The organism is Pseudomonas koreensis (assembly GCF_036668835.1).
In the GTDB taxonomy this organism is placed as follows: domain Bacteria; phylum Pseudomonadota; class Gammaproteobacteria; order Pseudomonadales; family Pseudomonadaceae; genus Aquipseudomonas; species Aquipseudomonas koreensis_I.
On record NZ_JAZEVW010000006.1, the window covers coordinates 171,799 to 198,561 of the forward strand.

Annotated in this window: 19 protein-coding genes and 1 pseudogene; 5 read left to right on the forward strand and 15 right to left on the reverse strand. The window is 57.5% G+C overall.

The features are described 5' to 3' along the window. Positions 1-131: 131 nt before the first annotated feature. The 5 genes from V6F91_RS18875 to V6F91_RS18895 all read right to left on the reverse strand — a co-directional run bounded on the left by V6F91_RS18875 (position 132) and on the right by V6F91_RS18895 (position 9,910). Positions 132-614, reverse strand: a complete 483-nt coding sequence (locus V6F91_RS18875; RefSeq protein ID WP_203417915.1) for a DUF4265 domain-containing protein — start codon at positions 612-614, stop codon at positions 132-134. Further along, complete coding sequence (locus V6F91_RS18880; protein WP_332767035.1) at positions 604-5,289, reverse strand: RHS repeat-associated core domain-containing protein; 4,686 nt, start codon at positions 5,287-5,289, stop codon at positions 604-606. Before V6F91_RS18880 ends, V6F91_RS18875 begins: the two co-directional genes overlap by 11 nt. Beyond that, the gene (locus tag V6F91_RS18885; protein ID WP_332767037.1) at positions 5,286-8,192 is read right to left on the reverse strand and encodes a type VI secretion system tip protein VgrG; all 2,907 of its coding nucleotides are present in this window, start codon (positions 8,190-8,192) and stop codon (positions 5,286-5,288) included. The genes V6F91_RS18880 and V6F91_RS18885 overlap by 4 nt, the downstream gene beginning before the upstream one ends. A 123-nt stretch (positions 8,193-8,315) precedes the next feature. Then, complete coding sequence (locus V6F91_RS18890; RefSeq protein WP_007949952.1) at positions 8,316-8,831, reverse strand: Hcp family type VI secretion system effector; 516 nt, start codon at positions 8,829-8,831, stop codon at positions 8,316-8,318. A 443-nt stretch (positions 8,832-9,274) separates the two neighbouring features. Continuing rightward, the gene (locus V6F91_RS18895; protein ID WP_332767039.1) at positions 9,275-9,910 is read right to left on the reverse strand and encodes a dTMP kinase; all 636 of its coding nucleotides are present in this window, start codon (positions 9,908-9,910) and stop codon (positions 9,275-9,277) included. A gap of 101 nt (positions 9,911-10,011) precedes the next feature. On the opposite strand from V6F91_RS18895, the gene V6F91_RS18900 reads away from it, so the two are divergent. Next, positions 10,012-11,073, forward strand: a complete 1,062-nt coding sequence (locus tag V6F91_RS18900) for an SDR family oxidoreductase (RefSeq protein WP_332767041.1) — start codon at positions 10,012-10,014, stop codon at positions 11,071-11,073. Between the two features lie 55 nt (positions 11,074-11,128). Here V6F91_RS18900 and V6F91_RS18905 read toward each other — a convergent pair whose 3' ends face one another. Further along, the gene (locus V6F91_RS18905; protein WP_332767043.1) at positions 11,129-12,004 is read right to left on the reverse strand and encodes a LysR family transcriptional regulator; all 876 of its coding nucleotides are present in this window, start codon (positions 12,002-12,004) and stop codon (positions 11,129-11,131) included. Positions 12,005-12,103: 99 nt separating this feature from the next. Here V6F91_RS18905 and V6F91_RS18910 point away from each other — a divergent pair, with 99 nt between their 5' ends. The 4 genes from V6F91_RS18910 (at position 12,104) to V6F91_RS18925 (ending at position 16,853) form a co-directional block, all read left to right on the forward strand. Beyond that, positions 12,104-13,273, forward strand: coding sequence for a mandelate racemase/muconate lactonizing enzyme family protein (locus tag V6F91_RS18910; protein WP_332767045.1), 1,170 nt, complete (start codon positions 12,104-12,106; stop codon positions 13,271-13,273). A 103-nt stretch (positions 13,274-13,376) separates the two neighbouring features. Next, on the forward strand, positions 13,377-14,684 hold the full coding sequence (dctA, locus tag V6F91_RS18915) for a C4-dicarboxylate transporter DctA (RefSeq protein ID WP_332767047.1): 1,308 nt from the start codon (positions 13,377-13,379) through the stop codon (positions 14,682-14,684). 118 nt (positions 14,685-14,802) lie between these two features. Further along, a complete protein-coding gene (locus V6F91_RS18920; RefSeq protein WP_332767049.1) occupies positions 14,803-15,681 on the forward strand; it encodes an isocitrate lyase/PEP mutase family protein in 879 nt (292 codons plus the stop codon). A gap of 359 nt (positions 15,682-16,040) precedes the next feature. Then, positions 16,041-16,853 carry a DUF1206 domain-containing protein gene (locus V6F91_RS18925; protein ID WP_332767051.1) on the forward strand — a complete coding sequence of 271 codons (813 nt, stop codon included), beginning with the start codon at positions 16,041-16,043 and terminating at the stop codon, positions 16,851-16,853. 121 nt (positions 16,854-16,974) lie between these two features. Here V6F91_RS18925 and V6F91_RS18930 read toward each other — a convergent pair whose 3' ends face one another. The 9 genes and pseudogenes from V6F91_RS18930 to V6F91_RS18965 form a co-directional block, all read right to left on the reverse strand. Continuing rightward, positions 16,975-19,365 (reverse strand): TonB-dependent siderophore receptor, encoded by a 2,391-nt coding sequence (locus V6F91_RS18930; protein ID WP_332767053.1) that lies wholly within the window; start codon positions 19,363-19,365, stop codon positions 16,975-16,977. A 118-nt stretch (positions 19,366-19,483) separates the two neighbouring features. Beyond that, positions 19,484-20,464, reverse strand: a complete 981-nt coding sequence (locus V6F91_RS18935; RefSeq protein WP_332767055.1) for a FecR domain-containing protein — start codon at positions 20,462-20,464, stop codon at positions 19,484-19,486. Continuing rightward, on the reverse strand, positions 20,451-20,966 hold the full coding sequence (locus V6F91_RS18940) for a sigma-70 family RNA polymerase sigma factor (protein WP_332767240.1): 516 nt from the start codon (positions 20,964-20,966) through the stop codon (positions 20,451-20,453). Before V6F91_RS18940 ends, V6F91_RS18935 begins: the two co-directional genes overlap by 14 nt. 147 nt (positions 20,967-21,113) lie before the next feature. Beyond that, positions 21,114-21,902, reverse strand: coding sequence for an SDR family NAD(P)-dependent oxidoreductase (locus tag V6F91_RS18945; protein ID WP_332767057.1), 789 nt, complete (start codon positions 21,900-21,902; stop codon positions 21,114-21,116). A gap of 713 nt (positions 21,903-22,615) precedes the next feature. Next, a pseudogene (locus V6F91_RS27535) lies at positions 22,616-22,762 on the reverse strand (DUF6124 family protein); the annotation flags it as partial. Between the two features lie 72 nt (positions 22,763-22,834). Then, positions 22,835-23,728, reverse strand: a complete 894-nt coding sequence (locus tag V6F91_RS18950) for a LysR family transcriptional regulator (protein ID WP_332767059.1) — start codon at positions 23,726-23,728, stop codon at positions 22,835-22,837. 81 nt (positions 23,729-23,809) lie between these two features. Continuing rightward, positions 23,810-24,862 carry an alpha/beta hydrolase gene (locus tag V6F91_RS18955; protein WP_332767061.1) on the reverse strand — a complete coding sequence of 351 codons (1,053 nt, stop codon included), beginning with the start codon at positions 24,860-24,862 and terminating at the stop codon, positions 23,810-23,812. Between the two features lie 48 nt (positions 24,863-24,910). Next, the gene (locus V6F91_RS18960; protein WP_332767242.1) at positions 24,911-25,855 is read right to left on the reverse strand and encodes an alpha/beta fold hydrolase; all 945 of its coding nucleotides are present in this window, start codon (positions 25,853-25,855) and stop codon (positions 24,911-24,913) included. A gap of 121 nt (positions 25,856-25,976) precedes the next feature. Then, positions 25,977-26,747 carry a carboxymuconolactone decarboxylase family protein gene (locus V6F91_RS18965; RefSeq protein ID WP_332767063.1) on the reverse strand — a complete coding sequence of 257 codons (771 nt, stop codon included), beginning with the start codon at positions 26,745-26,747 and terminating at the stop codon, positions 25,977-25,979. Positions 26,748-26,763: the final 16 nt, after the last annotated feature.

Consider the following 26,763-nt stretch of genomic DNA (forward strand, 5'->3'; position numbering starts at 1 on the left):
ATCATTACCGATCTGTCGCGCGCCCTCGTGCTCATACTTCGCTTCGCAGATCTGGCCTACACTTTTGTGTTTGTCGAAGCTTTCTCAGCCAAGCTTAGATCGGCTTCACCGCATCGCTTGCATCGAGTCAGTCAGCTCTGCAGCCACCAATTCAGCAGCGTTTCATCCTCTTCATCATCAATGTTCTTGTAAACATTGGAGTAATACCATTCGAGCCCGGTTTTCTCGCGGAAGCGATCAAAAAACTCATTAATGCTGTCCATCCCGTTGCTCGACGGCACCGCCAATGACAGATTGCCTTCGAAAACGCCATCAAGCGTTCCACCCAGCTCATTGCCGACATCAGTTTCGAGCTGCGCGATAACGTCCTCGGGAATGAAATCGGCGTAGATATGAATACAAAAATTCCCTCCGCGCTTGAGGACTTCAGCGTGAGCGTTTTTGTTTTTTATCGAGATGACATCACCTCGAGCCAAATTCAACGCAAGTCCAGGTGAAGACAACAGCTCATAGGTATCCTGCCCCATCGCAACAGCAGGAAGTTCCTCGAATACAGGGCCATCGTCATCTGATACAAACACCTGAATCAGCACAGGCACTTCTTTATCGTCCATACGGCGCTCCACAACTTCCACGTTCGACACAGGACATTCCTTCTTTCACGTAACCGCTATTTCCCGCACTCAGGTTACACGATGCGCCCTCAAGATCTACGTTGACATCCGCAAGGTTGCCGCCGTTTGAAGTGGCCACATTTTTGTGCCCCAGGTGCATGTCATCCGGGTTGGTAGAGGTATGGCCACATCGCCAGCACTTGTACACGCCCACCGGCTTACTTTTAGCGATAAGTTTTTTGCGGCATGCCGCTTGTCCTTTCCGACTACCTCCGCCGACCTTGCTCGCAGCGATATCCTTAGCAGAAGCTCCAGCACCGTCCTTTAGCGCACGCTTGGACGGAGGTTTTTTGACGAGCCCTAATGGGTCCACCCACTGGGTAGGATTAGGTGCGTATTGATGAAGGTTTATGCCACCCAGTAGACCTATCGGGTCCTTTGAGATGAAGCGACCTACGTGGGGGTCGTAATATCTGTATCGGTTGTAATGCAAGCCTGTTTCGTGATCATGGTATTGACCTTGGAAACGAATTGGGTTGGCAAGCCCTTGGCGTACTGCTGAAGCTGATCTCTCCTCCTTCGCCTGCCCCCACGCCTTGTATTGAGCGCTCCAGGCGACGTCACCATTCTGGTCGGTGAGCTCCAATGGTGTGCCTAAATGGTCACACTGATACCAAGCCAACGCATCAAAAGGCAGCGCTTTCGGAACGTGATTCCATAGCGGATCATCATCAAGACTGTCGCCGTCAGCGTATTGAGGCTGACTTAATACATCAATCGTGGAATGCCTGAGCGCTTGAGCCACCGGTACAAAGGTTCCAGGCTCATAGACGTAATGGACAGTCCGACCGGTGCCGCCATCCTCAGGGGCAGGACTGCTTTCCCAAGAAAGGTTGTCTCCGTCCCATCCGTACAAGGTCAGGCCACAGCCAAGCAAGCGCTGAATGCGCGCCTGCTCATTCTTATTCCAGTGAGAACCCGCCTCTGGACGATTCGTATAGTGAGCCGTTGAGTGCTTATACAGCCGGCGCCCTAACGCATCGTAGCCATACTTGACCGAGAGACGGTCATCCTCAAAGTGCACCAACCTGTCAAACAGGTCCCATTGCATACGACTGCGTTGGCCATTGTGCCAACGCAACGTTTGATTCCCACGATCGTCGTACTCGTAATGAGTTCCGACGTATTCCCGTAATAGGTTGTCTACCAACCGGCTACGTGATGGGGCCAGATCCAAAGGCCGGCGTACTTCTGCCACCTTCTCGTCCAGAACGTTACTCGCAGGATCGAAAGCGAAGCTTTCGACACCGAGGCGGCTCGCTGCGCCGATCAATCGCCCGACCGGATCATAACGGTACGTCAGCAGTCCGCGACGAGTATCGTTGAGCTCGGTCAACTGACCGACCGCATCGTATTTATACTCGCGCTTCAGCAAAGTGGCGTTGTCATCACTTCGCCCGAGCAACTGCTCTTGCAGCCGCCCTGCCGGGTCCCACTTTTGCGTCTGCCGGAGACGATTTCCTTGATGACGAGCCACCTCGCGATGCAGATCATCTCGTTCGTAGCCGACCAGCTCGTGATCATCCAGCTTCAATGCGAGTAAATGCCCACTGCCGTAGGTCAACCAACTCACCCGATGGCCATCAGGACGAGTCGTGGCGACACACTCATTGAGGGCATCGTACTCATGCCTCCAAATTGCAACGATCGGCTTTTCCAAATCCTGATAATGCTGATGCTCTCTGATCAGATTACCGGCCGAGTCATAGAACCACAGCAACCGGCTTTGATCGTTTCCGGCCAAAACCATGTTGCCATTACCGTCATAGGCAAAGGATTCACTTTGAGTCGTGTTACCCAAGCTCGCGTGGCGTTCGATCAACCGCCCCATTGGGTCAAAGGACATCGAAATGATGCGCTCACCAGTGATGGCTCTCGCTAAGCGCCCACTCTCAGAGTCGTATTGATAGCGGGTAGCAAGACCATCAAAACCTTTTTCTTCAATCAGCCTTCCGACGGGATCGTAGTGAAACTGGGTGCGCTGCTCGTTTTCGTTTTCGAGTGCGACCAGACGACCCAGCCGATCCCAACGGTATCGGATCGTTTGCTCGCAAGCATCTACCCGCTCGGCAACCAAGCCCGCCGCGTTATAGCTCCACGTGGTGCATCGATCTAAGCCGTCTACATGAGCGAGCAGTCGCCCTTCGGCATCACGTTTGAATCGTTCTTCGGTTTTATCTGGATGCGTTATTAAGGCGATATGTCCGCCTTTGTATTGGTACTCGGTATTTTGACCCGCGGCATCGGTAAAACAGATCATTTGACCGCGATCGTCGTATTCCCACTCGCTGGTCTTGCCTGAGCAATCGGTATATTTCAGAAGCTGGCCAGCAGCGTTGTACTCAAGCTCTTTTTCATTGCCGATTGCATCCTTGATAGCAATCAGCTGACCTGCTTTGTCGTACGCGTACTCCGTCTTGTTCCCAAGCGGATCGACGGACTCCACCAGATTGCCGGCATCATCGTAAGCACGCAGCCATTGACCGCCCTCTGCATCACTTACCTTGATCAATTGGTTGAGATCATCGTAAGCGTAGTGAGCGACACTACCGTCCGGACTGATGTGCTCGAGCAGATTACCGCGCGCGTCGTAGCTGTAACGATCGCTGGTGCCATCTGTATGGACGTGACGAATCACATTCTTCGCATCATCACGAAAGAACCACTCGGAGCGTTCGTCGGCATACCGAATCCGGTAGGTATATCCCTTGATGTCGTAGTAATGCCAAGTCTCGTTGCCATGGGCATCGGTGACATAAGTCAGACGGATGTTTTCGTCCCACTCAAGACGCGTATCGAAACTGCCGTCGTCAGCCCACTCGCGTACGGCTCTCGCATGCGACGTATGGCCATCCCATTCCAGATTCAAACCACGGCCGGTACGATCGGTGTAGCGCGTCAGGAGGTGATGCTGATATTGATAACTCCAGGCGGCACCGTTTTCATCCTGTGCCTGGATCAAGTCGCCATGGATGTCGTATTGGTAATGACACAATTGCCGTACAGGTGCACCGTCACGGATCTCCCAAAGACCGGTCAACCGTCCTTGATCGTCTATCAGCGTTCCGACGTGCAAGTGGACCTGCGTGATATCCCCTTGATAGGTGATCAGGTCAGATAGTACGAGGGCATCCCCGTGCCGATGCTCATAGTGCAGCATAAGCCCCGCACCACTGCGCATTTTGACGTCCGTCAGCCAATAGGTACGACCACGACGGACATAGGTTTCTTTGCGCTCAAAACCGAAACAAACGAGCAGTTGATCCTCACCGGAGCGAACCAGCGTAAGATTTTCAACGGCGTCATAGTGGAATAGGCCTACCTTCGGCAGAGGGAAATCAATGCTGCGACCGTCAGCGCCAAAAAAAACCAGACCATCGCCCTTGCAGTCGAATCGTGTGGTGAACTCAGTCACCCACCGAGCACCTAATTCACCCTTGTCAAAAGCATCAAACCGGGAGCTATAGGTGCGCACCCATTCAATCGGAAATGGGCCTGGAAGGTTGAAATCGGTATGGCTTAGGGACTCAGATCCCAACGCGAAGCTGATACTGTTGCAAGTACCCGCACATGCACCATTTTTCTGGCCATTGGCGTTGGCATTCGCAGGAGCCTGACGGCTGCTGGCTTCGAGTCGCCCCTCACCCGCCTTGTTCTGCGCCTTACTGGTGGCATTGGGTTTAACGCTAGCACTCTGTCCATGGCCTCGACGCTTACGCCAGGTTACTACTGCACCGCTGAGCATTTGCAGCAGCCAACCGATCGAGTGACGCGTCCCCGGATCACCCAACTTGCTTAATTGGGTTTTGATCTCCGGACCCATCGCTCTCAAGGTACCGGTGTGTGTCATCACCAGTTTTTTCGCTTGGTCGGGCAGAAGGTTCTTGGCGGCGCTGTTGGCAACGCCTTTGCCGACAGCTTTGTAAGCACTGAAGGCGGCGCCGAAGATATTGCTGATGGCTGCCTTGGGATCACTCAGCAATTGATTGCCGGCAGCAGTAATTTTCTGACCCGCTGCGCGCGCATCGCCTTTTGCGTCGAGCTTGCCGTTAACGACGGCTTCAAGCCCTTTAGCAATTTCGTTTACCGCACTTGCCCCCAGGTTCCCGGCATCGGCAAGAATGCCGGACAGCTTGCCCTGCGCCTGTTTTACAAAGTCATCGATCGTGCCGACGATTGTTGCGTTCAAGTGCCCGACCAGCACCTCAATCATTGAGTCGCCCAACAGCATCTTGGCGCTGTTACGCAGTTCCTGACGCACCAAAAACAGGGTAGGACGCAAACTCATGCGCGCCGCGGCCATTGTCGGAGGTGCAGGCAAAACGCCGATCAGGTTAATTCCCAGGCTCACCCAATCGAGCAATTCCCGCTGCTTGCTTTTGGAAAGCGTGACGATGTCACCAAGCGCGTCAACCAGCGCCATGATGTTGCCAACCACTGGCAGCGACCCGGCGACACCTTTGATTCGATCCAGCGTGACCACGTCGCCGCTGATGGATCGCAACCAGGCATCAAACCGAGCAGCACCACGACCTACGTCCTGTACATCCAGCGTATTGAGCGGAACGACCGCTACCTGCGGCTCGCGCTTTTTAACAACGGCGGCTTCAGTCATGAGAACACCTCCCCATTCAACAGGTCAGGTGTCTTAAGCGATGGTTTGGGCAAGGACGGAGCCGGAAGGCTAGGCAGCTTGCCCGCCTTGCTTGCTGCGCCAAGGATGCTCGATGCGCTCGGTGTCGCTGCACTTACAAGCTTCGGCAAGCCAGCCACACCGCCCTGCACGGCGCCTTTGACCTGTTGCGCTGTTTGCATCGCACCTTGTGCCGTTTGAACAGCGCTCATCCCTGTTTGAGCCATATCCTTGCCCTTTTCCAACACATCCCAACTTTTGCTCGGCAGCACTTGAGCAACCATTGCTTGCACCTGGCTTGGAGCTTCGTCCGCCCCCGGCGGATTCAATGGCCACTCCGGTTTGCCGATATAGCTGCCTTCGCTCCAGGTATCGGCCGGATCCTTGCCGAACAGCACGCGCGCCGGTCCCGGTGCAGCACCAGAAACGCTGGCAAAGCCCTTACCGTCAAGTTTGCCCTTGATGCTTTTGCCCAACGCATCGATGACTTCGTAATCACCTTCCTTGATGCCTTGGCGTCCGGCGTACTGGTTGAACAACTCAAGATTGCCCTTGCCAGGTTTCGGCGGTTCCGGGAATACCCCGGCGAGACTTTTCGCCCCGGTGTATGCGAAGTTCGCCGCGTGCGCGGTGTACGGACCGCTGGTGGCGTGGGTGATGCCGCCGGCGTTGTAGGTCGTCGCGCTGCCGCCGCCCTGAATCACCAGTTCGGTTTTCGCGGTGATGGTGATGCGGTCGGCATTGGCGGTGATATTGAGCTTGGCCAGCAGGTTGATGCTGTCCTTGAGCGCGCGCACGTCGATGTCGCCGGACGCTGCAACCAGGCGCCACCCCATGCTCTGCACGAACAGACGCATGCCGCGGCTGGCACTGGCCAGCAGGCGTTTGCCGATCGACAGACTGGTGTGCCCGGTACTGCTCAATGCCAGGTGTTCGCCGGTAGCGATGTGGCTGGAACGCGGCGTGGTCAAGGCGATGCCGGCCGGACTGGCGAGCACCAGATGCGGCTCGGTGAATTCGGGAAATTCGTTCGCCGTGAGGTTCGCCGGTCCTGAACCGAGCACGCCTTGATGTTGGGCATGCAGCGCCTTGGCCACATCGTCCTGATCGCCGGCCTCTTGTGCCTGGAGCTCTTTGGCCTGCACGGCGAAGCCATCCTGTTGGTCGCTGGCCGTGGCAAGACGTTCGGCAGTCTCCGGAAGATCCTTGTGATGCTTGGATTCGTTCGGACGAGGCTCAGTGGTGATCAGCAGACCAGCACCGGCACGCACAGCACCATGACGGTCGGTGCGCAGCTCAAAACCTTCACCGCGCGGCTGTCCACCGCTAGGGCGAGGATGGGTCAGATACCCGAGGTTGATCGCACTCGCACCGTGGTCACTGCGCAGCGCGATACTGATCTCGCTGGTGGTGTCGTCGATGCGCAATTCGTTGGCACGACTGCCCTTGTATTCCTTGCTCTTGACCGTAGCAAGCGTCTTGAAATCAGGCAGTTTGTAAGGCGGCAGATTGGCACCGTGGTATAAGCAACCGGTGATCAGCGGCTGGTCCGGATCACCTTCGAGAAAGGTGATCAACACTTCCATACCGACCCGCGGAATATTGATCGAGCCGAACGTTTCCGCTGCCCAACTGGACGCTACGCGCATCCAGCAACTGGTCATGTCGTCATGCTGACCTTCACGGTCCCAGAAAAACTGCACCTTCACTCGGCCGTACTGGTCGCAGTAGATCTCTTCGCCTTCCGGGCCGCACACCACAGCGCTTTGCGTGCCGAGCACTTTGGGTTTCGGATGATCAAGCGGCGGACGGTAAGGAACATCCCATGGGGTAGCCGTGAAGCGGTTGCGATAGCCTTGATGAAAGTCATCTTTGTTATCGGTGGTGTCGCTGGTCACCGACTCTTCCAGCACCTGCGGTTGTTTGCCTTCGTGGAAAATTTCGGTGAGCAGCCACAGGTCATTCCACGTCGGGTTGGCGTGGTCGGTCAGGGCGAGAAAATGACCACTGACCAGTATCGGTTGATTGCTGCTGCCATCGGCCAGACGATAGTCGCTGCGATGGCGCTCCAATGCGCGATTGGCCAAGTGCTTGCCACGATCGCGGTCGACAAAGCGGCCGGGATAATCGTAATCCTCAAGGTCAGGCTGAGCGGAACTCTTGGCGTCGCTTTCCAGTTCGATCTTCGGTTTGACGAAGTCGTAATCGCGGCGCGTGGTGCGACTGGTGCGAGTCGCTAACCTCAGGCCAAAACGCTTGACCACTGGTTTGTCGGCGACCAACCCGGAGTCTTGCTGATAGGCCACCGGCGCCAGCTTGGGGAAAACAGTTTGGTCGTCGCCGAAGGTCAGCTGATGACCGCTGGAGGTGTGCTGGAAGTGGTAGTGAATCCCCTCCTCTTCACACAGGCGCTGAATGAAGTGCAAGTCGGACTCATCGTACTGCACGCAATAAATGCGTTCGGGATAGATCGCACTGAGCTGGAAATGGTAATCGCTGGCCAGGATGCCGTGCTCTTCCAGCACCTTGCTGATGATCTGTTGCACCGTCTTCTGCTGGAAGATGCGCTGATTGACCCGATGCGCCAGATAGGCGAGTTGCGGACGCAGAGAGATCGTGTAGCGTGTCAGTCGCTTGCCCGCTTCGCCTTGCGCAATGCTGTAGACCAGCCCGTGGATGCCGGTGCCGGTCGGCGATAGCTGGAGAAACGCGAGTTTGTGCAGCACGCTCTCGAGGTTGATGGAGGCCTTTTCGCTGACCAGCTCCAGTTCAAATTCAAAGGGTGTGTTGAGTGCCTCACGACCGGTGAAGGACAGCACTTGGAAATCGCTGTCGATGCCATCGATGGTCAGATTGAAATGAGGCTGATTGGCCGGTGAGAACATCCCTTGTTCCTCGCGCAATGCTGCGTCGTGTATCAGTCAACAAAACTGATGCACGCCAGAATTCTTTAGGTCAAACACCCTGACCAGCGATGCTGATCGGGGTGAATACAACATCAGTCGTCGTTAAACGACTGGAGCACGCCAGTCATCGGAACCCGAAGTACCGGACACTTCGTGGGTCCAGGTGATTTTGCGGTAGGTGAACTGCACTTCTTCCAGGTGGGTGAAGTGCGCGTTGCCTGGATCCTGGCAGTTGTGCATTTTGTTGTTGATGGCGACGATGATCGCGTCTTCCAGTTTGGTGGTGTAGTAGTGCTCTTGGGTGCCTTGCGCCGAAGTGCGGTACCACTGGATAACGATTTCGCTCATGCGCTCGCCGGAAGTCAGTGCTGCTTGCAGCAGTGGCGAAGCCTTGTCGTAGACCTTGGTGATCACAACTGGCTTGTGAACGCGCTGACCGGTTGGCTGACCGGATTGCGGGTCACGCGGGATGATCACGTCGTGGGTGAAAGCCTGAACCATGACCTGGTCTTCGTGGCCTTCCTGGTAGGTGTTGCCTACGGAGTCAGCGGTGAATGCGCCTGCAGTGATCAGGCCTTGTTTTTCGCCGGTAACCGACATGTACGCTGGTGTTGCCATGGGGACGCTCTCCTTGCTCAAACGACACAACTGACAGGCACCATTGCCCGCCAGCGTGGCGATGAGCCATCAAGAAATGTGCCATGTATCAGGCCGCCCTTATGAATTAACGACTTGCGCGAATTTTTCCAACTTCTGGAACACAGCACTAAAGGTTTTGAAGAAAAAGTGCGCAACTTTTTGCGCAGTACTGTGCAAAAAGTTGCGCACTTGGCTACAGCCCTTATGAAACCAAGCCTGCAGGCCGATTACATGCCGTAATATTATGGCCAACTGCGCAACTTCTTGCGCACTTCGGATATTTTATCGAACTGTTCGCGAACAAAAGCAAACTTGTCAAACAAGGCTGAAAGCCGACGCGAATATACCAATGACGTGTACGAATACAGTTGCGTGGAGCGAGAGCGGACGGCACGCAAGTTTTTCAACCAAATCCGCGCCACTCAGCCTGGCGGACTGATACCGAGACCGCTCATCACCCGATTAATCTCACCAACCACCCGCCTCGTCGCCTCCTCGATCGTTCCCTCATTCCGGCATAAAAACCAACCCTGTTCAGCAACCGCTCGCTCAAACGCCAGAGTACAAGCGACATGTTCCTCCAGCCCTCGAAGCACAGTACTGCTCAAACCGCGCCGTCGTGCAGCCGCCCTCGCCCAGGAAATCTCTGCCGCTGTGACCACGCCGACATGCAGGTCTGGCACCTGGACGCCGCGATCGAGATTCAACTGCAAGATTTCGGCGAACGGGACTGTGCGGCGAAACGCGGCCTCGGACGGGTACCAGCGATCGATCAGGATGATGCTGTCGGTGGGTTGTTTCGTCAGCACGTGCCGGGAAATCCAGCGGCGGCTGTCAGCCAGACGCTGGCAAACTTGCAGCTCCAAATCCCGGTCAGGCTGGCGGGCGAGCCGGTTCACCAAGTGCATGGTCTCGCCCCGGAACGGATCGCTTTTCTTCTCGCACAGCCGGATGACTTTCTGGTTGTCGGCCCTCAGGACTTCGGTGATGGCCTCCAACAGCGAGGTTTTGCCGACGCCTTTGGGGCCATCCAGCGCGACAAACAGCGGACGATTCATTTTCACGGGCTTCAACGGGGATGAGTGAACACTCTAACGGATTTTCAGGTTGAACCTCTGTCGGGCAGGCGTACTCCGAAACCTGAATACAGGAGAAACCTATGACTCAGACAGCTTTGGTCGTGGGCGCCAGCGGTATCGTCGGCAGCGCCATCACGCAGTTACTCATCGACAACCAGTGGCAGGTCGCCGCGCTGTCGCGCCACCCCTCGCAAGCTCAAGGCGTGATCCCGGTCGCGGCTGATCTTCAAGATCCGGCTTCGCTGGAACGTGCACTCGCGGGGTTGAAACCCACTCACGTGTTCATCACCACATGGTCACGGCAAGCCACGGAAGCCGAGAACATTCGCGTCAATGCCGCCATGGTACGCAACGTCCTCGCCGCCATTCGACCCGCCAAGAGCGTTGAGCACGTAGCGCTGGTTACCGGCCTCAAACACTATCTCGGCCCCTTCGAAGCGTATGGAAAAGGCAGCCTGCCGCAAACACCGTTTCGCGAAGAGCAGGGTCGTCTGGACGTCGAGAATTTCTATTACGCCCAGGAAGACGAACTGTTCGCCGCCGCCGAAAAGGACGGTTTTACCTGGAGCGTTCACCGCCCGCATACCGTCACCGGAGTTGCCGTTGGCAACGCGATGAACATGGCAACCACCCTCGCCGTCTATGCCTCGATTTGCAAACACACTAATCGCCCCTTTGTATTTCCCGGCTCACGTGTGCAGTGGGACAGCCTCACCGACATGACGGACGCCCGGCAGTTGGCGAAACAACAACTATGGGCGGCTACCACGCCGGCGGCGGCCAACCAGGCATTCAATGTCACGAATGGCGATGTGTTTCGCTGGAAATGGATGTGGAGCCGAATTGCCGACTACTTCGACGTGCCTGCAGCCGACTATCCCGCTTCCCTCTCACCGCTTGAGAAGCAGATGGCCGACGACCAAACCGTGTGGACGCAAATAGTTGCCGAACACGGTTTGAAGGAATCTGACATTGGTCGACTGATATCGCCATGGCACACCGATGCAGACCTTGGTCGGCCCATCGAAGTGGTCACGGACATGTCGAAAAGCCGTGCAATGGGTTTCACTGCCTATCAGGCGAGCGATCAGGCATTTTTCGATGTGTTCGATAAACTGCGCGAGATGCGCTTGATCCCTTAGGTCGTTCCACAGCGGATATGAAACGGCACGGCGCCTGACTCCAGGCGCCATCCTGCTAACCGTCCACGCGAGCCCAGAACTCTTCCGCTGACGGGCTGATGGGTGCCGTCGGACGCGTCAGGTGGATTTCCAGAGGGATATCCCAGCTTTCGTCCAGCGCCCGAACCAGACGTCCGTCAGTCATCTCCTGTTCGGTCAGACTCTTGGGTAACCAGGCGACCCCCTTGCTCTCCAACGCCATCGACATGAGAACCGCAGCCAGATGGCTGCTGAAAAGCGGCTTGAGATGAAGATAATCTTCTTTGCCGTGGAGTCGATGAGCAACGATTCGGCCAAGGCCCGACTCGTGGGTGTAAGCCAGATAAGGCAGTGTTTCAGGAGAGGTGCCGAAATGGGCAGAGGGGCTCGCCAGTGGCACCAGCACATCCTCGCCGATCTTCTTTCCAATGAACTGATCCGGGGCGAGCAGCGGCGGTACATCCGGGTGGCGATGACACAGGAGAAATTGCACCTGGCCTTGAATCAGCATCTGCTCGCACACCGCCATGCTGTCTGAATGCAGACGTACCGCTTCTATCGGTGCGCCATTTTCGGCACTTCTCAACCAGCGCGGGAAGAAGGTGAAAGACAAGGAATGAGTGGCTGCAAATTGCAGTGTTTTTGCAGCCATGCCAGCCACTTCCTGTGCCTCGGAGCGCATCCGGTACAAACGCCTGGCCGCCTCTTGGGCGCTAGGCAAAATCTGCCTTCCAGCCTCGGTCAACGTCGCTCCCTGCGGGGTGCGGACGAACAGTTCGACGCCCATCCAAGTCTCCAGCGAACGGACTCTGCGACTGAAGGCAGGCTGCGTCACATGGCGCGCTTCAGCGGCACGAACAAAGCTGCCGTATTCCGCGAGCGCTGAAAAATCCTCAAGCCAAACGAGTTCCAAGGGCAATGCCTCCTGTGCATAGGGCGCGGCATTAATAGCATTGGGCGGGTGTCATCGCAAAGCATAACGTGGGGCCACAAACAACAAGAGGAACCCGTTATGCGTATCGTCGACATCCGTGAAAAAACCGTTTCCATTGCCTCCCCGATTGCCAACGCGTATATCGATTTTTCCAAAATGACCTGCTCGGTCGTCGCGGTTATCACGGATGTGATTCGCGATGGAAAACCGGTCATCGGCTACGGTTTCAACTCCAACGGTCGTTATGGTCAAGGCGCTCTGATGCGTGATCGTTTTCTGGCGCGCATCACCGAAGCTGATCCAGAAACGCTCATCGACCATGAGAACAACAACCTCGATCCGTTTGCCATCTGGAAAGCCCTGATGACCAACGAAAAGCCTGGCGGTCACGGCGAGCGCTCGGTCGCGGTGGGCACCATCGACATGGCGGTATGGGATGCCGTCGCCAAGATCGAAGGCAAACCGCTCTACCGTCTGCTGGCTGATCGTTACCGTAACGGCGTGGCGGATGACAAGGTCTGGGTCTACGCAGCAGGCGGCTATTACTACCCAGGCAAGGACCAGAGCAAACTCAAAGCGGAAATGCAGAGCTACCTGGATCGCGGCTACGACGTTGTCAAAATGAAAATCGGTGCGGTGCCACTGGACGAAGATATCCGTCGCATCGAAGCGGTACTTGAAGTCGTTGGCGACGGTCGTCGCCTGGCAGTCGATGCCAACGGCCGTTTCGATCTGCAGACCGGTATCGCTTACGCCGAAGCCATCAAGAAGTACAACCTGTTCTGGTACGAGGAAGTCGGCGACCCGCTCGACTACGCACTGCAGGCCGAGCTTGCCAATCACTACGAACTGCCTATGGCCACCGGGGAAAACCTGTTTTCCCACCAGGACGCTCGTAACTTGCTGCGTCACGGCGGCATGCGCCCCGATCGCGACTTCCTCCAGTTCGACTGCGCGCTGTCCTATGGGCTCGTGGAGTACATGCGCACCCTGAAAGTGATGGAAGAAATGGGCTGGTCGTCGCGCCGCGTGGTTCCGCACGGTGGCCACCAGATGTCCCTGAACATCGCCGCCGGCCTGCACCTGGGCGGCAACGAATCGTACCCCGACGTGTTCCAGCCTTTCGGCGGCTTCGCCGACGGCATCAAGGTGGAGAACGGTTATGTCGGTCTGCCGGATATTCCAGGGGTGGGCTTCGAAGCCAAATCCGCGTTGTACGCCGTCATGCGCGAGCTAGGCGAAGGCTGATCCCGATCGATCTGCGGTTTCTTTAAAAAAGGGCCGCAGACTCAGGCGTCTGCCGCAGACGCCAAACCACACGCCCATCACAACAATAAAATGAGGTGCTTCCGTGGAAATGTCCAAGTCCCGCTGGTACGGCCAGCTGTATGTGCAAGTGCTGATCGGCATCGTGATCGGTGCCGCGATCGGTTACTTCGTACCCGATATCGGCGCCAAGCTCCAACCCTTTGCCGATGGCTTCATCAAGCTGATCAAGATGCTGTTGGCGCCGATCATTTTCGGTACGGTCGTGGTCGGTATCGCAAAGATGGGCAGTATCAAAGAGGTCGGGCGGATTGGCGTGAAAGCGCTGATCTATTTCGAGATTCTTTCAACCATCGCCCTTGTCGTCGGCCTGATCGTGGTCAACATCGTCAAGCCTGGCGTCGGGATGAATATCAACGTCAGCGCGCTGGATGCAAATGCGGTCAGCAAGTACAGCCAGGCCGCCACTGAGCAAGGCGGCACCGTTGAGTTCTTTCTCAATATCATCCCTCACACCTTCCTCGGCGCGTTCTCTAATGGCGTCATGCTGCAGGTCATTCTGCTCTCGGTATTGATGGGTGTGGCTCTGGTCCAAATGGGCGAAACCAGCAAACCCTTGATCAATACCATCGATCTGTTCCTGCAGGGTCTGTTCAGGATCGTGGCGATGGTCATGCGCCTGGCGCCACTGGGTGCTGGTGCTGGCATGGCGTTCACGATTGGCAAATACGGAATTGGCACGCTGCTGTCGCTCGGTCAGTTGTTGGTCGCCCTCTACATCACAACCTTGATTTTTATCGTCGTGGTGCTGGGTACGGTGGCCAGATGGTCGGGTATGCCGCTGATGCAGTTTCTGCGCTACTTCAAGGATGAAATTCTCATCACGCTTGGCACCTGCTCAACCGAAGCCGTGTTGCCACGCATGATGGTGAAGCTGGAAAAACTTGGCTGTAAAAAATCGGTCGTCGGCATGGTGCTGCCGACGGGCTACACCTTCAACGCAGACGGCACCTGCATCTATCTCACGATGGCCGCCATCTTCATTGCCCAGGCGACCAATACGCCACTGACCTTTATGGATCAAATGATCTTGCTGGGCGTGTTCCTGCTGACCTCAAAGGGCTCGGCCGGGGTGGCTGGCGCAGGCTTTGTAACGCTGGCCGCAACGCTCACAACCATTCACTCCATACCTCTGGTGGGCCTGGTCTTGCTGCTGGGCATCGACCGATTCCTCAACGAAGCGCGGGCCGTGACCAACCTGATCGGCAACGGCATCGGCACCATCGCTATTGCCAAGTGGGACAACTCGTTTGATGTCGAGGCGTGCGAGCGTGAAATCGCCGCCATGAAACACGAGAAAGCGGCCAGGAAGGCATTGCTGGCGCAGAAATAATCTGCAAAGGGATCCGGTCATCTCGCCTTCAACGGCTATGACCGGTAGCGCCTTCCAGGTCTCGTTCAACTCGAATGAGACCTCGCACATCACTGGTGAGCATTCGATGGAGCCAAAAATGATTGAGCGATCACATCATCAACTACGCAAGGCGTTTGGTGATTTACTCAGAGGAAATGACTGCAAGTTTGCTGCTTCAGTATTCGACCCTATCTCGGTTCGTATGGCTTGCGATCTTGGCTTTGAGGTGGCCATTCAAGGTGGGTCCGTTGCCTCGCTTCAGGTATTGGGGGCACCGGACATCGCGCTGCTCACGCTGGATGAGTATGTCGAGCAGGTTTCCCGAGTCGGCCGGGCCAGCCAGATCCCGATCATCGCGGATGCCGACCATGGATACGGAAACGCGCTGAACGTCATGCGCACCGTGACCGAGCTGCAGAAAGCCGGCGTTGCTGCGCTGACGCTGGAGGACACTCACCTGCCGGCGAGGTACGACGAGCAATCGCCTGTGCTTATCGAGCTGGAAGAAGCCGCGAGCAAGATTTACGCCGCTCGGTTTGCCCGATCAGATGATGCCCTCAGCATCATCGCCCGAACCCATGTGGCCGTTACCACGCTGGAAGATTCCATTGCACGCACCACGGCGTATGAAAAGGCTGGGGCCGACGCGATTTGCCTCGTTGGGGTCAAAGACTTCGATCATCTGGACGCACTCACCGCACATCTGAGTGTGCCGATCATGTTGATCAACTATGCAAATCCGGCGCTGAGCGATGTTGAGCGACTGAATGCTGGCAATGTGCGGATTGTGGTCAATGGGCATGCCCCGTATCTGGCCGCCATCGAAGCGACGTACGCAGCGTTGCGTGAACAAAGCGGCGCAGAGGGAAACGAGCGTTCGCTTCCTGAGCTGCTTGCCAGATACACACTCTCGGACCATTACCGGGAGTGGGCGAAAACCTATTTGAAGTCAGGTCGCGATTCGAATGGAGTTTGAAGCCGGTGAACTAAAGCGTCATGGGGCGAGGCTGGAGGCATTGTTGTCGCAGACGGACCGCCCCTCACCCTAGCCCTCTCCCCCAGGAGAGGGAACCGATTCGGGGAGGATTAGAGGGTTGCGCCGACCTGAGTGTGGCTCGTTGAATCCAGAATCGCTGAGCTCACAAAAGCCATAATCACTATGGTCTTGCAGGTCGATGTACCCCTAAAGACACCTCGGTCGGCCCCCTCTCCCTCTGGGAGAGGGCTGGGGTGAGGGCAGCCACTCGCACCATTGCCAATAAGGTTGATACAGCAAGTAGAACCCCAGCCAGCACGAGGGGTCTGCTGTTGTATGCCCTCTCTGGAATACATCGAATGTCCGCGCAACATAGCCTGGTAATACTCGCTCGGGGCGGTTACGCCGCTCGTGGCGTGCTTTATTTGATCATCGGTATCTTCGCACTGCTGGCGGCACAGGACTCGACCAAACCCAAGGACAGCCACAAAAGCCTGGAGGCGCTGCTCAGCCAACCCTTCGGCTATTTCCTGGTTGGGCTTGTAGTGGCCGGCCTGCTCGCCTTTGCAGCTTGGCGCGTCCTGCAAGCGACGCGTGATGTCGATCATCATGGCAAGGACCTCAAGGGCCTGGTCATTCGCGCGGGTCTGTTGGCCGGCGGTATGGTCAACGGCGCTTTAGCGATCTTTGCGTTGGGTTTGCTCGTAAGCGGCATTAGAAGCTCGGGCAATTCCGGTGGGCAGACCAAAGACTGGCTGGCGCATTTGTTGTCCTGGGATCACTCGAATCTTTTGGTGTACCTGATCGCACTTGTTCCGCTGGGCGTAGGTATTGCGCACATCATCAAGGGCTGGAAGGCGACGTTCGAGAAATACTTTGAGGCTGACGAGGATGTCATGCGGTATGTCCGCCCAGTCTCCAGGTTCGGCCTGATCGCCCGTGGGGTGGTTTTTATCGAGATTGCGGTGCTGCTGGCTGTCAGCGGTTCCACTTATCAAGCGATGGATCCACCGGGTATGAAAGAGGCTCTGGACGCGCTGCAGAATCTTCCAGCGGGCTGGTTGATCTTGATCGTGATGGCGTTGGGGCTGATCGCTTTCTCGGTTTACAGCTTTTCTGAAGCTTTCTGGCGAAAGATCAATATGGATGTGCCCGGGGTACCGAGATCGTAGCGCTAACACTACGTCTGCTATCAACGCCCTACTTTCACCCCGCCGATTGATGACCAGATTGACGGTACCCGCGATAAAGCAGGCACCGCTTCCTGGCAAAGAAAAAGGCTTAAACGCCCACTTACCAGTTGTAACTCACTTTGGCGGTAATCTCGCGACCCGGATTGTAGAAGTTCGCTGTGCCGGAACCGACCACGTGCTGCTCATCCAGCAAGTTGCTGACATTCACCGCCAGGTCAGTACCCTTGGCGATCTTGTAGTTGAAGGCGGCGTCGAACAGCGTGGTGCCGTCGCTTTTGCCGGAGTTGGCGGCATCGAAGTAATAAGCGCCGACATAGCGCGCACCCAAGCCGACGCTGACATCCGTGCCGGGCAGGTCGTAATAACTCCAGAGCGAAGCGGAGTGCTTGGGTGCCGTGGCGAACTCGTTGCCCTTCAGCGAGCTGCCGTCGTACAACGAACCGCGCAGTACTTCCGACTCCATATAGGAATAACCACCGATCAGGCTGAGGTTCTGCGTCACCTGCGCCTTGGCCTCCAGGTCGAGACCGCGTGCCCGCGACTCGCCCACCGTTTGTTGTTCAATGATGCCGCTCGGCAGCACCACGGCGATGGTGACGTTTTCCTGGGTCAGGTCATAAACGGCGGCGGAAAACAGTGCGTCCATCCCCATCGGCGCATACTTCACACCCACTTCGTACTGCCGGCCCGTCTGCGGTGTTACCCCAACTTGCGGCGGCGAGACGGATTCCACCATGCTCACATAAGTGGACACTTCGTCGTTGACGATATAAGTCAAGGCACCGCGGTAAGAGGTTTCGGAGAAGGTGTCTTTCTCAGTCGATTGCAAGCCTTTGCTGGTCAGGTCCATCGAATCGTTGCGCACACCCCCGGTGACGATGAAACGCTCGTAGAACGACAGGTTCTGCTGAAGGAATACGGCTTTGGTGGTCGCGTCTCGCTTGTTCACGGCATACGGCGCGATTGAACGTGAAACGCCAGTAAACACGGGATTGGCAATATCAATCGGGGTCGTCAGGTCGTAGACCGAGCTTTCCTTGGTGGTCGAATCCAGATACTCCACGCCCACCAGGCTGCTGCTGTCGATGTTCTCGAAGCGGGCATCGTATTGCAGCATCAGATTGCCGTTGAACTGATCGGCCTCAGTGTCTGTGCCAAACAGATAGCGGTCGACGGTCGTACCGACACGTGCGGCGCTGTCGCTTAAGTAAACGTAGCCAAAATCATCGGTCAACTTGCTGTAACGCAGGTTGCTGCGCAGTACGAAGCCATTATCGAAGTCATGGGTAATGTTACCGCTGAGGCTGGTGCGCTCGACATCGTGGAAGTTGTAGCTCGGCTCGCCGTAAAATTTGCTGCGGTCGTACTCCTTGTCCAGCGGATAACCGCCACTGTTGGGCGAACTTTCGGTTTTCAGGTAGTCCAGAATCATCGTCGCCGACGTGTAATCCGTCGGAGCCCAGGTCAGGCCACCCATAAACAACTGGTTGTCGTCCTGTGAGTGATCATACTCGCGGTCGCTGTTCTGGCCTTTGGCAGTAAAGCGGCCGGCCAGGGTTTTCTCGTCGTTCAACGCATCCCCCACATCGATGCCGGTCTCGACATGGTCAAACGAGCCGTAGGTCACATAGCCCTGACCAAACTTCTCGAAGCGCGGCTGTTTGGTCACGAAGTTCACCGAACCGCCGGGGTCTGCGGGGCCAAACAGCGTGGAGTTGGCACCGCGCAGAATCTCGATGCGCTCATAGGCGAATGGATCTTCGCGCACGCCGCGCATCGAACTCAGGGTCAAGCCGTCACGGTAGGTGGTGGCCTGGAAGCCGCGAATCTGGAAATAGTCGTTGCGGTCATCCGTACCATAGAAGTCACTGACCACACCCGGCGTGTATTGCAGCGCCTCTTCGGTGGTGCTGACACTGCGTTGCTGCATTTCCTTGTTGGTCACCACCGACACCGACGCCGGTGTATTGAGAATGCTGGTGGCCACCTTGCCGCCCACCCAGAGTTCCTTGGCGACCACCGAGTTGGTGTCGTCGTCGGCACTGACCCGGACCTTGGCGTTGATGATGAGAGGCGCAAGGCGGTAGTCCTCGACGTCTGTTGCGTCGAGCTCCAGCGGGCCGGCGGGCTTTGCCTGAGGGACCAATTGGTAAGCATTCGGCCCTTGCTGTTCGGTTTGCAATCCGCTGCCCTGCAGCAACGAGGCCAGCGCTGCCGACGTATCGAGCGTGCCATTCACGCCAGCCGTGGTGCGGTTCGCGACACTCGACGCATCGAATGAAAGACTGATGCCCGCCTCGCGCGCAAAGCGATCAAGCGCCGGCGCCAGTGGGCCCGCAGCGATGTTCCACGGTTTGACTTGATTGCTCTGGTCAGCGCTCGACGTTTGCGCCAGCGATGGCAATGCGTAGCTGCTGACGATCAAACCCAAAATCGCCGCGTGCAAGGCGCGATTCAATGGATGGCGCTGTGAAACCGGGGACGAACTCATTTTCTCGCTCCAAGAAAGGACATCGACAGACTGGCCTGTATTCCGGCCTTCCAAAGAGGTCGAACGAGAATGAGAAACCACCTCATTATTTTTCACGCAGTATGAAATTCTGCTGAATTCAGCTGGCAGCGGTCAGGGTCACCCAATAACGGGTTCGATAATCGACGTGCAAATGCAGTGATTGCGCGATCAACGCCAGGACCTGATCGTTGTCGGCAAGCTGGAAGGTGCCGGAAACGCGACGATCCGCGACCTCTTCGGCGCAGCGCAACACCCCGGGGCGATAACGCGACAACTCCGCGATGAAATCACCGAGGCGCATGTTGCGCGCACTGATCACCCCGTCACCCCAGCTCCAGGGATCAAGGCCCTTGTCGCTGAACGTTCGCAAGCCACTGGATGTGAACAGCAACTGATCGCCCGCCTGCACGCTGCGGCTTGCCGGCGTTTGACGGGCGCCGGGGAACAGCGTGACGGACCCTTCCTGCGCCGCGACCAGCGTGCCATCGTCACGCTCGCGCACCAGAAAACGCGAACTGTGGGCTTGCATGAGGCCGTCGCGTGATTGCACCCAGAAAGGCCGCACCTGATGCGAATGCGCGTCCGCGCCGACATTTACAATGATTTCACCCCGTCGCAGGATGATCAGGCGTCGCTGGGCGTCGAACTCGCTGTCGACGGCGCTATCGCTATTGAGCTGGACAAGGCTGCCATCATCGAGCTGGAAGCGGCGTCGCTCGCCGGTGCTGCTGCGTTGCTGCGCAAACATGGCGGGGACCGGCGTGTAGTCCCGGCCGAGCCAGGCTGCCGTGCCAACAGTCGCCAAAATGCCCAGTAACTTCAGGCTTTCGCGCCGGCGCATTCCCTGACGGCTGCCATCCAGGGTTTGTCGGGCCAGTTGCGCGGGCACGCCTGCGAAGTCATCGCCAAGGGTTTCCACACGCTGCCACGCCAACCCATGCTCCGGGCGCTGCTGCAGCCAGTGCTCAAAACTGCGCTGTGTCTGTTCATCGGCTTGATTGAAGCGAACGCGCACCAGCCATTGGATCGCCTGCTCGACAATGGCCGGATCGAGCGCCTGCGGCTCAGGCCTCGACATAACGCAAGCGATAGCAATGTTGCAGGGCCGTGGCCAGGTCGCGCTCCACCGTCGCGCGGGAAACACCGAGCTTTTCGGCTATTTGCGCGCAGGTCAGGCCGTCGAGCCGGGCAAACAAGAACGCCTGGCGAACCCGTGGTTTAAGCGTACCGAGCATGCGGTCTATACGCTCGAGCGCATCCAGAATCACCAGCCGGCTCTCTTCCGAGGGCACCTCGTGGGGAGGCAGCAACATCACGCTTTCGAGGTAGGCACGCTCGAGTTCGCGACGACGATACTGATCAATCATCAGTCCGCGAGCGATACTGCTCAGATAAGCGCGCGGTTCGCGCAACGGGCTGGATTGACGGGATTTGAGCAGACGCACGAACGTGTCCTGCGCCAGATCGGCAGCGTTATCGCGACATCCAGTGCGCCGGATCAGCCAGCCCTGTAACCACGAATGGTGGGTGCGATAGAGCAGCCCTAGATCAGCAGTGCCTAGTGTTTCGTCGCTGCGCATCGGAATCCCGGCGAATACATGATTGATAATGAATCGCATTCTACTCACGGGATGGGGCCTTAGGCAAATACCCCTTCCCGCCTAAAACCTCCTTGAGCGCTGACGGCGCTCGTCGTGCCGATTGACGCGCCGTCAGCAGAATAAATCTCAGACGATGCTATCGATCACCCCGCCGTCGACGCGCAGGGCTGCGCCCGTGGTGGCGGACGCCTGTTCGGAGCTGACATAGATGATCATGTTGGCGACTTCCTCAACGCTGGCGGCACGCTGGATGATCGAGGAACTGCGGTGGGCGTTGACGAAGTCAGCGGCCACCTGCTCCAGGCTCTCGCCGCTGCTTTCGACGGTGGCGCTGAGCATTTGCGCCACGCCTTCAGACAGGGTCGGCCCGGGCAGCACGGCATTCACCGTCACCCCGGTGCCCGCCAGACGCTTGGCGAGGCCGCGCGACACGGCGAGTTGCGCGGTTTTACTGAAGCCGTAATGGATCATGTCAGCCGGAATATTCACCGCCGACTCCGACGAGATAAACACGATCCGCCCCCACTTACGCTCCACCATGCCCTGCGCATAGGCGCGTGACAGGCGCACGCCGGACATGACGTTGACGTCGAAAAAGCGTTGCCACTCGCTGTCCGGTATCTCGAAGAAATCCTGCGGATTGAACACGCCCAGATTGTTGATGACGACGTCGAAGGCACTGTGCTCCGCGATCAGTTTGTCGACCCCAGCCTCGCTACCCAGATCACCGGCAAAACCGATGGCCTTGCCGACCAGTCCGCCCAGCCGTTGCAAAGCGCCGTCGACGCTGTCCTGGCTGCGACCGTTGATCACCACCTGCGCCCCCGCTTGCAAAAAGCCCTTGGCCGTCGCAAAACCGATACCGCTGGTGGAACCCGAAACCAAAACCTTACGTCCGGTGAAATCAATGTTCATGATGACCTCGCAATGGGGTGAATGGCTGGATATTGCAGTGTTTGTAGCGCCTCGATAGTCCGGTTGGATTAGAGATGACTTTTGGGGTTTGTCGAATTATCGTCGGTGCGTCGCTCCTGAAGATTAATAGCTGATGGACACAGGGATTAAGCGCACAACTGGTGTGTCGAAAATGCCGAGCGTCTTAGCGACGCATTTGATTTCGATTATTGGGGTTGGATGTCGAAAAATAAATCAGACCCCATCTCGCTAAAGTCAGGATGCGCCGCCCTTGACCAGGCTGGAGACTTTGACACGAACGGACAGCCCCTCACCCTAGCCCCCTCCCCCAGGAGAGGGAACCGATTCGGGGATATTCGAGAGTTACAGCGGCCTGAACGTAACGCTTTGAACCCAGAATCGCTGAAACTCACAAAAGCCATAATCGCTGAGGTCTTCCAGGTCGATGTATCACGAAAGACACCTCGGTCGGCCCCCTCTCCCAGGAGAGGGGGCCGATTCGGGGCTATTCGAGAGTGACGGCGACCTGAACGTAACGCTTCGAATCCAGAATCGCCGAAACTCATCAAAGCCATAATCGCTGAGGTCTTCCAGGTCGATGTATCACGAAAGACACCTCGGTCGGCCCCCTCTCCCTCCGGGAGAGGGCTGGGGTGAGGGTCGCGCTTGCTCACGTCCCCCAAGTCATCCCCCAGCCAACCCCAGCACTTACATCACTCCGGAAACTGCAAATTATCCAAAGCCCGATTCACCGCCAGTTCCCCGAGCATAATCAACTGCGAAATCCCCAACAACGCCCGACGCTGCGACGCCGGCAACAGACTGGCGACGTTCTGGGCAGTCGGTCGCGCCCGACGCAGTCGATCAAAATCCTCTGCTCATTCACGGTTTGGGGGGGCGGGGAAAATTCAGACGCCTTGAAGGTCGATGATTCAGCTCTTGTAGAGTAACGCCTCAACTACAACGCCAAACGCTGAGGAATGTTCACGGCGATTAGGGTAGTAGAGATGGTAACCGGCAAAGGGTTGGCACCAATCTTCCAACACCCGCACAAGGCTACCGTCGGCAAGCTCCTTCGCCACCATGTCCTCTGGCAGGAAAGCCAAGCCACATCCCGCCACGGCCGCACGCAGAATAGGCACGCTGCTGTTGAATGTCCATTGGCCTTCGACGCGGGCCTTGAGTTCGTGGCCATCCTTTTCGAAATCCCATTGCATCAGGCTGCCGTGAGTCGGCAGGCGCAGGTTGATGCAGTTATGCGCCGCCAGATCTCCCGGTTCCATCGGGTAAGGCCGATGCTGGAAATACTGCGGTGAGCCGACAACGGCGATGCGTAATGATGGCCCGATCGGCACGGCGATCATGTCCTTGGCCACCTGATCACCTAGTCGAACACCAGCGTCATAGCGCTGCGCGACGATGTCGGCGAGGGCGTAATCGACGGTGATTTCGACCTTGATGTCCGGGTAGTCGGGCAGCACCTTCAGCAGCTTCGGCCAGAGAATATTGTTCGCCGCATGCTCGGACGCCTGAATCCGCACATTGCCGGCAGGGGTGTCGCGAAACTCGCTGACTGCAGCCAGTTCCAGTTCAATTTCTTCAAAGCGCGGCGCCATCGCTTGATACAGGCGTTGGCCCGCCTCCGTTGGTGAAACACTGCGCGTAGTCCGCGTTAGCAAGCGCACGCCCAGCCGGGTTTCCAGTGCCCGCAGAGTGTGGCTCAGCGCTGACTGCGAAACGCCCAGTTGCGCGGCAGCACGGGTAAAACTGCCTTCGCGGGTGATGACCACGAACGCTTGCAGGTCGTTGAGATTGGGGCGGGACATTGATGAGAACCTCTCATGAGGAGCGCGTGATTATTCCATGAAAGCAGGTCGCGCACGGATGCGCGACCCTTGGCGCGCTGATCACAAGGTGCGTGCGTAAAAATCCGTCAGTTTGCCGATCGCCGCATCGACATAACGCGGCACCCAGTAGGTTTCAATGTGGGTGGCGCCATCGAGGATGAACACTTCCTTGTCGGTGGTGCCGGTGGCTTTGGGGAACGCATCCTGAGTCATGTACAGGCTGTCGGCCTTGCTGCCGGCGATCATTAGCAACGGTTGATTGATCAACTCGATATGGTCGGTGGCGTCGAAACGCATCAGGTCAATAAGGCTGCTGGTGGTGTATTTGAAGGTCGAGTTCGGGTGCGCGTGGGTTTTCCAGTAGTACTCATAACCTTGGCGGTACAGTTCGAAAGGCAGTTTGGCAATCTGCTCATCGGTGAGGTTGGCATCCCCCGAATACAGCACCGCGCCCCCCGCTGCTTCTTGCGCGCGGGCTGCTGATGCCTGTTGCAGACGTTGCTGGATGCTATCCATTTGCGAGTCGTTGTAGCCGTTGCGGCGTACTCGACCCGAGTTGAACATGCTCACCGTCGCCAGGGATTTGAAACGTTTGTCAGTTTGAACCGCCGCCAACGAATAACCACCGCCACCGCAAATGCCGAGCAGGCCCAGACGCTTGTCATCCACGCCAGCGAACTGGCTGATGAAATCGGCCATGCCGTGAATGTCTTCGATGCGATACGCCGGTTTATCGATGCTGCGCGGCTGACCACCGCTGGCGCCCTGATAGGCCGCATCGGCCGTGATGGTGATGTAGCCCTGTTCGGCGAGGCGCTGGGCATACAGACCGGCGACTTGCTCTTTCACACCGCCGTTGGGATGCGCGACGACCACGGTCGGGTAGGTCTTTTTCGCGTCATAGTTGGCCGGGGTGTAGACGTTGGCAGCAATGTTTAGGCCGTTGAGCTTGTAGCTCACCGGATGGATGTTGACCTTGCCCGGTTCGTTTTTGCTGATGGCGCCGTCGTAAACGAGGGTGAACGGGTTCTTCTTGTAGTCGGCGGCCAAGGCTTCGCCTGCCGAGAGGCCGACCAATGCCGACATGAACGTGGCTTTGAGGGTGTTCTTCACGTGAAGCTCCTGAGCAAAAAAAGGGCGGCAGTTGCAAAAGTATTTGGGTCAGTCCAGCTGTTTTTCTTTGAGGAATTGCGCGACCAGGTCAGCGATCTGCACGTTGTTCAAATCCGACATAGGGAAATGTGTATTGCCGTGAATGCCGATCTCCGGCAGGTGTATCAGTCGCACATCACCGCCATGGCGATTGACCGCGTCACGCCAGAGCCGGGCCATTTTCAGGCGTGCGCGCCAACTGTCCTGAGCGGGCAGATCGACTGCCTGTTCCGGGATGTTGTCGCCGTACAGGATCAGAATCGGAATGCGCGTCAGAGCCATGAATCGCTCCATCGGCACCGCTGCGCCTTGCACCGTGTCGAACGCGCTGGGGATCGGCGCCGGCACTTCACCGTCAGCAAACACGAAGCTGCTGCCCGGTTCGAACGCCACGATGGCTTTGACCTTGTCGTTCTTGATCGCCGTCAACCAGCCCGGCCCGCCACCCTGAGAATGCGTAAACAGGATGCCGGGGCCGATTTTATCGAACAGCGCCGACACACCATCGGAGACCACGCCCATGTCAAACGGCCCGGTGTTCGGCGTCATTGCCCTGAAAAACTGCTCGCGGGTCTGGGCGTCCTGTGCCACTTGCACGCCGTTGAAGTAGCGAGGCCAAAGGCCGATGCGGAACTGGTTGAACCACAGTTGTTCGTCCGGCACAGGCTTGATGGTGGTCTCGACCATGCTGCGCCCGGCATCACCACGCCGAGGCTGATCGATCAGATAGACGCCGTAGTGGCGGCGCAGAAAGATGTTCTGAAAACCCTCGCGACCATCGGCGGTGGTTTCCCAGGTCTTGGAAAACTGACCCGCGCCGTGCCACATGACGATGGGCAGTTTTCGCGCGTCCACCGGGATTTGATAGAAGGCGTAGGCGTGGTCACCGTGGTAGGTCTGGCCGTTGGGCGTCATCGGTTGGCGCGGGTTGAAGGTGCCCGGTGCCGTGGTCATCGTTCCACCGGCGGCGAAGCTGCCTTGTTTCTGGATCAGCAGCGGGCCTTCGGAATGGTTCGCGCAGGCCGCCAACAGGCTCAACAGCGTGACGCTAAGCAAATGCTTTGCAGATTTCATGTTATTTCCCCGAAACCGCGAGGGCTTGGGTCAGCGCAACATTGGCCCGCTCGGCAGTCTGCGTATCATGTTTTTTCAGCAGCTCAGTGACTTCGCGCAACTGTGCCGCGCTGAGACCGACGCGCAGGCTCGCCGCCATGTGCGAGCGCAATTGCGGCTCGACCCCCGGCGTTGCTGCCAGCGCCCCGACAGTCGCCAGTTCGCGACTTTGCCAGTCGAGGTTGTCACGCTCGAAGATGTCGCCGAACAGGTGCGTTTGCAGGAACTGGTTGATCACTGGGGCGAACTCGAAAACCGGGCCTTTGACCGGAGCGCCGGAGATCTTGGTTTGATTAGCCGTACCCGCTGCCAATAGCTCATCCCCGACCGGAATCGCCCGGCTCGGCTCACGCCCAGGCGCATCCGCAATGCCGCGCTGTTTGCGCGCCTGCACCACCGTCATCAATTCATTCAAGGCGTTGAGGCTGCGCGGAAAGCCGACGTAGGCGTAGAGCTGCACGAGAACTTCGCGGGTTTCGCTAATGGTCAGGCCGGCATCAAGCCCTTGGTTGAGCGCCGTGTTGAGGTTGGGCATGTCGCTGGTCGCCATGAACGCCGCGATCAGTGGAATGGCTTGTTGCTGGCTCGACAAGCTGGCTGCGCTGGCGGGTGTGCTGGTCATGGTGGGCGAAGCCTCGGCTGCTTGAGTGGTGACGCTGAACATCGCCCCGACGCTCAGGCAGAGCGCCATGAGTGTGGGGAGAGCAATGCTGTTGCGGGTGTCAGTGATCATCGTGAAGGGCTCCATC

What these genes read in the sequence shown, in the direction of transcription:
- V6F91_RS18875 (WP_203417915.1), bottom strand. Translation starts at nt 614, where the DNA reads ATGGACGATAAAGAAGTGCCTGTGCTGATTCAGGTGTTTGTATCAGAT.
- V6F91_RS18880 (WP_332767035.1), bottom strand. Translation starts at nt 5,289, where the DNA reads ATGACTGAAGCCGCCGTTGTTAAAAAGCGCGAGCCGCAGGTAGCGGTC.
- V6F91_RS18885 (WP_332767037.1), bottom strand. Translation starts at nt 8,192, where the DNA reads ATGTTCTCACCGGCCAATCAGCCTCATTTCAATCTGACCATCGATGGC.
- V6F91_RS18890 (WP_007949952.1), bottom strand. Translation starts at nt 8,831, where the DNA reads ATGGCAACACCAGCGTACATGTCGGTTACCGGCGAAAAACAAGGCCTG.
- V6F91_RS18895 (WP_332767039.1), bottom strand. Translation starts at nt 9,910, where the DNA reads ATGAATCGTCCGCTGTTTGTCGCGCTGGATGGCCCCAAAGGCGTCGGC.
- V6F91_RS18900 (WP_332767041.1), top strand. Translation starts at nt 10,012, where the DNA reads ATGACTCAGACAGCTTTGGTCGTGGGCGCCAGCGGTATCGTCGGCAGC.
- V6F91_RS18910 (WP_332767045.1), top strand. Translation starts at nt 12,104, where the DNA reads ATGCGTATCGTCGACATCCGTGAAAAAACCGTTTCCATTGCCTCCCCG.
- V6F91_RS18920 (WP_332767049.1), top strand. Translation starts at nt 14,803, where the DNA reads ATGATTGAGCGATCACATCATCAACTACGCAAGGCGTTTGGTGATTTA.
- V6F91_RS18925 (WP_332767051.1), top strand. Translation starts at nt 16,041, where the DNA reads ATGTCCGCGCAACATAGCCTGGTAATACTCGCTCGGGGCGGTTACGCC.
- V6F91_RS18930 (WP_332767053.1), bottom strand. Translation starts at nt 19,365, where the DNA reads ATGAGTTCGTCCCCGGTTTCACAGCGCCATCCATTGAATCGCGCCTTG.
- V6F91_RS18935 (WP_332767055.1), bottom strand. Translation starts at nt 20,464, where the DNA reads ATGTCGAGGCCTGAGCCGCAGGCGCTCGATCCGGCCATTGTCGAGCAG.
- V6F91_RS18940 (WP_332767240.1), bottom strand. Translation starts at nt 20,966, where the DNA reads ATGCGCAGCGACGAAACACTAGGCACTGCTGATCTAGGGCTGCTCTAT.
- V6F91_RS18945 (WP_332767057.1), bottom strand. Translation starts at nt 21,902, where the DNA reads ATGAACATTGATTTCACCGGACGTAAGGTTTTGGTTTCGGGTTCCACC.
- V6F91_RS18950 (WP_332767059.1), bottom strand. Translation starts at nt 23,728, where the DNA reads ATGTCCCGCCCCAATCTCAACGACCTGCAAGCGTTCGTGGTCATCACC.
- V6F91_RS18960 (WP_332767242.1), bottom strand. Translation starts at nt 25,855, where the DNA reads ATGACCACGGCACCGGGCACCTTCAACCCGCGCCAACCGATGACGCCC.
- V6F91_RS18965 (WP_332767063.1), bottom strand. Translation starts at nt 26,747, where the DNA reads ATGATCACTGACACCCGCAACAGCATTGCTCTCCCCACACTCATGGCG.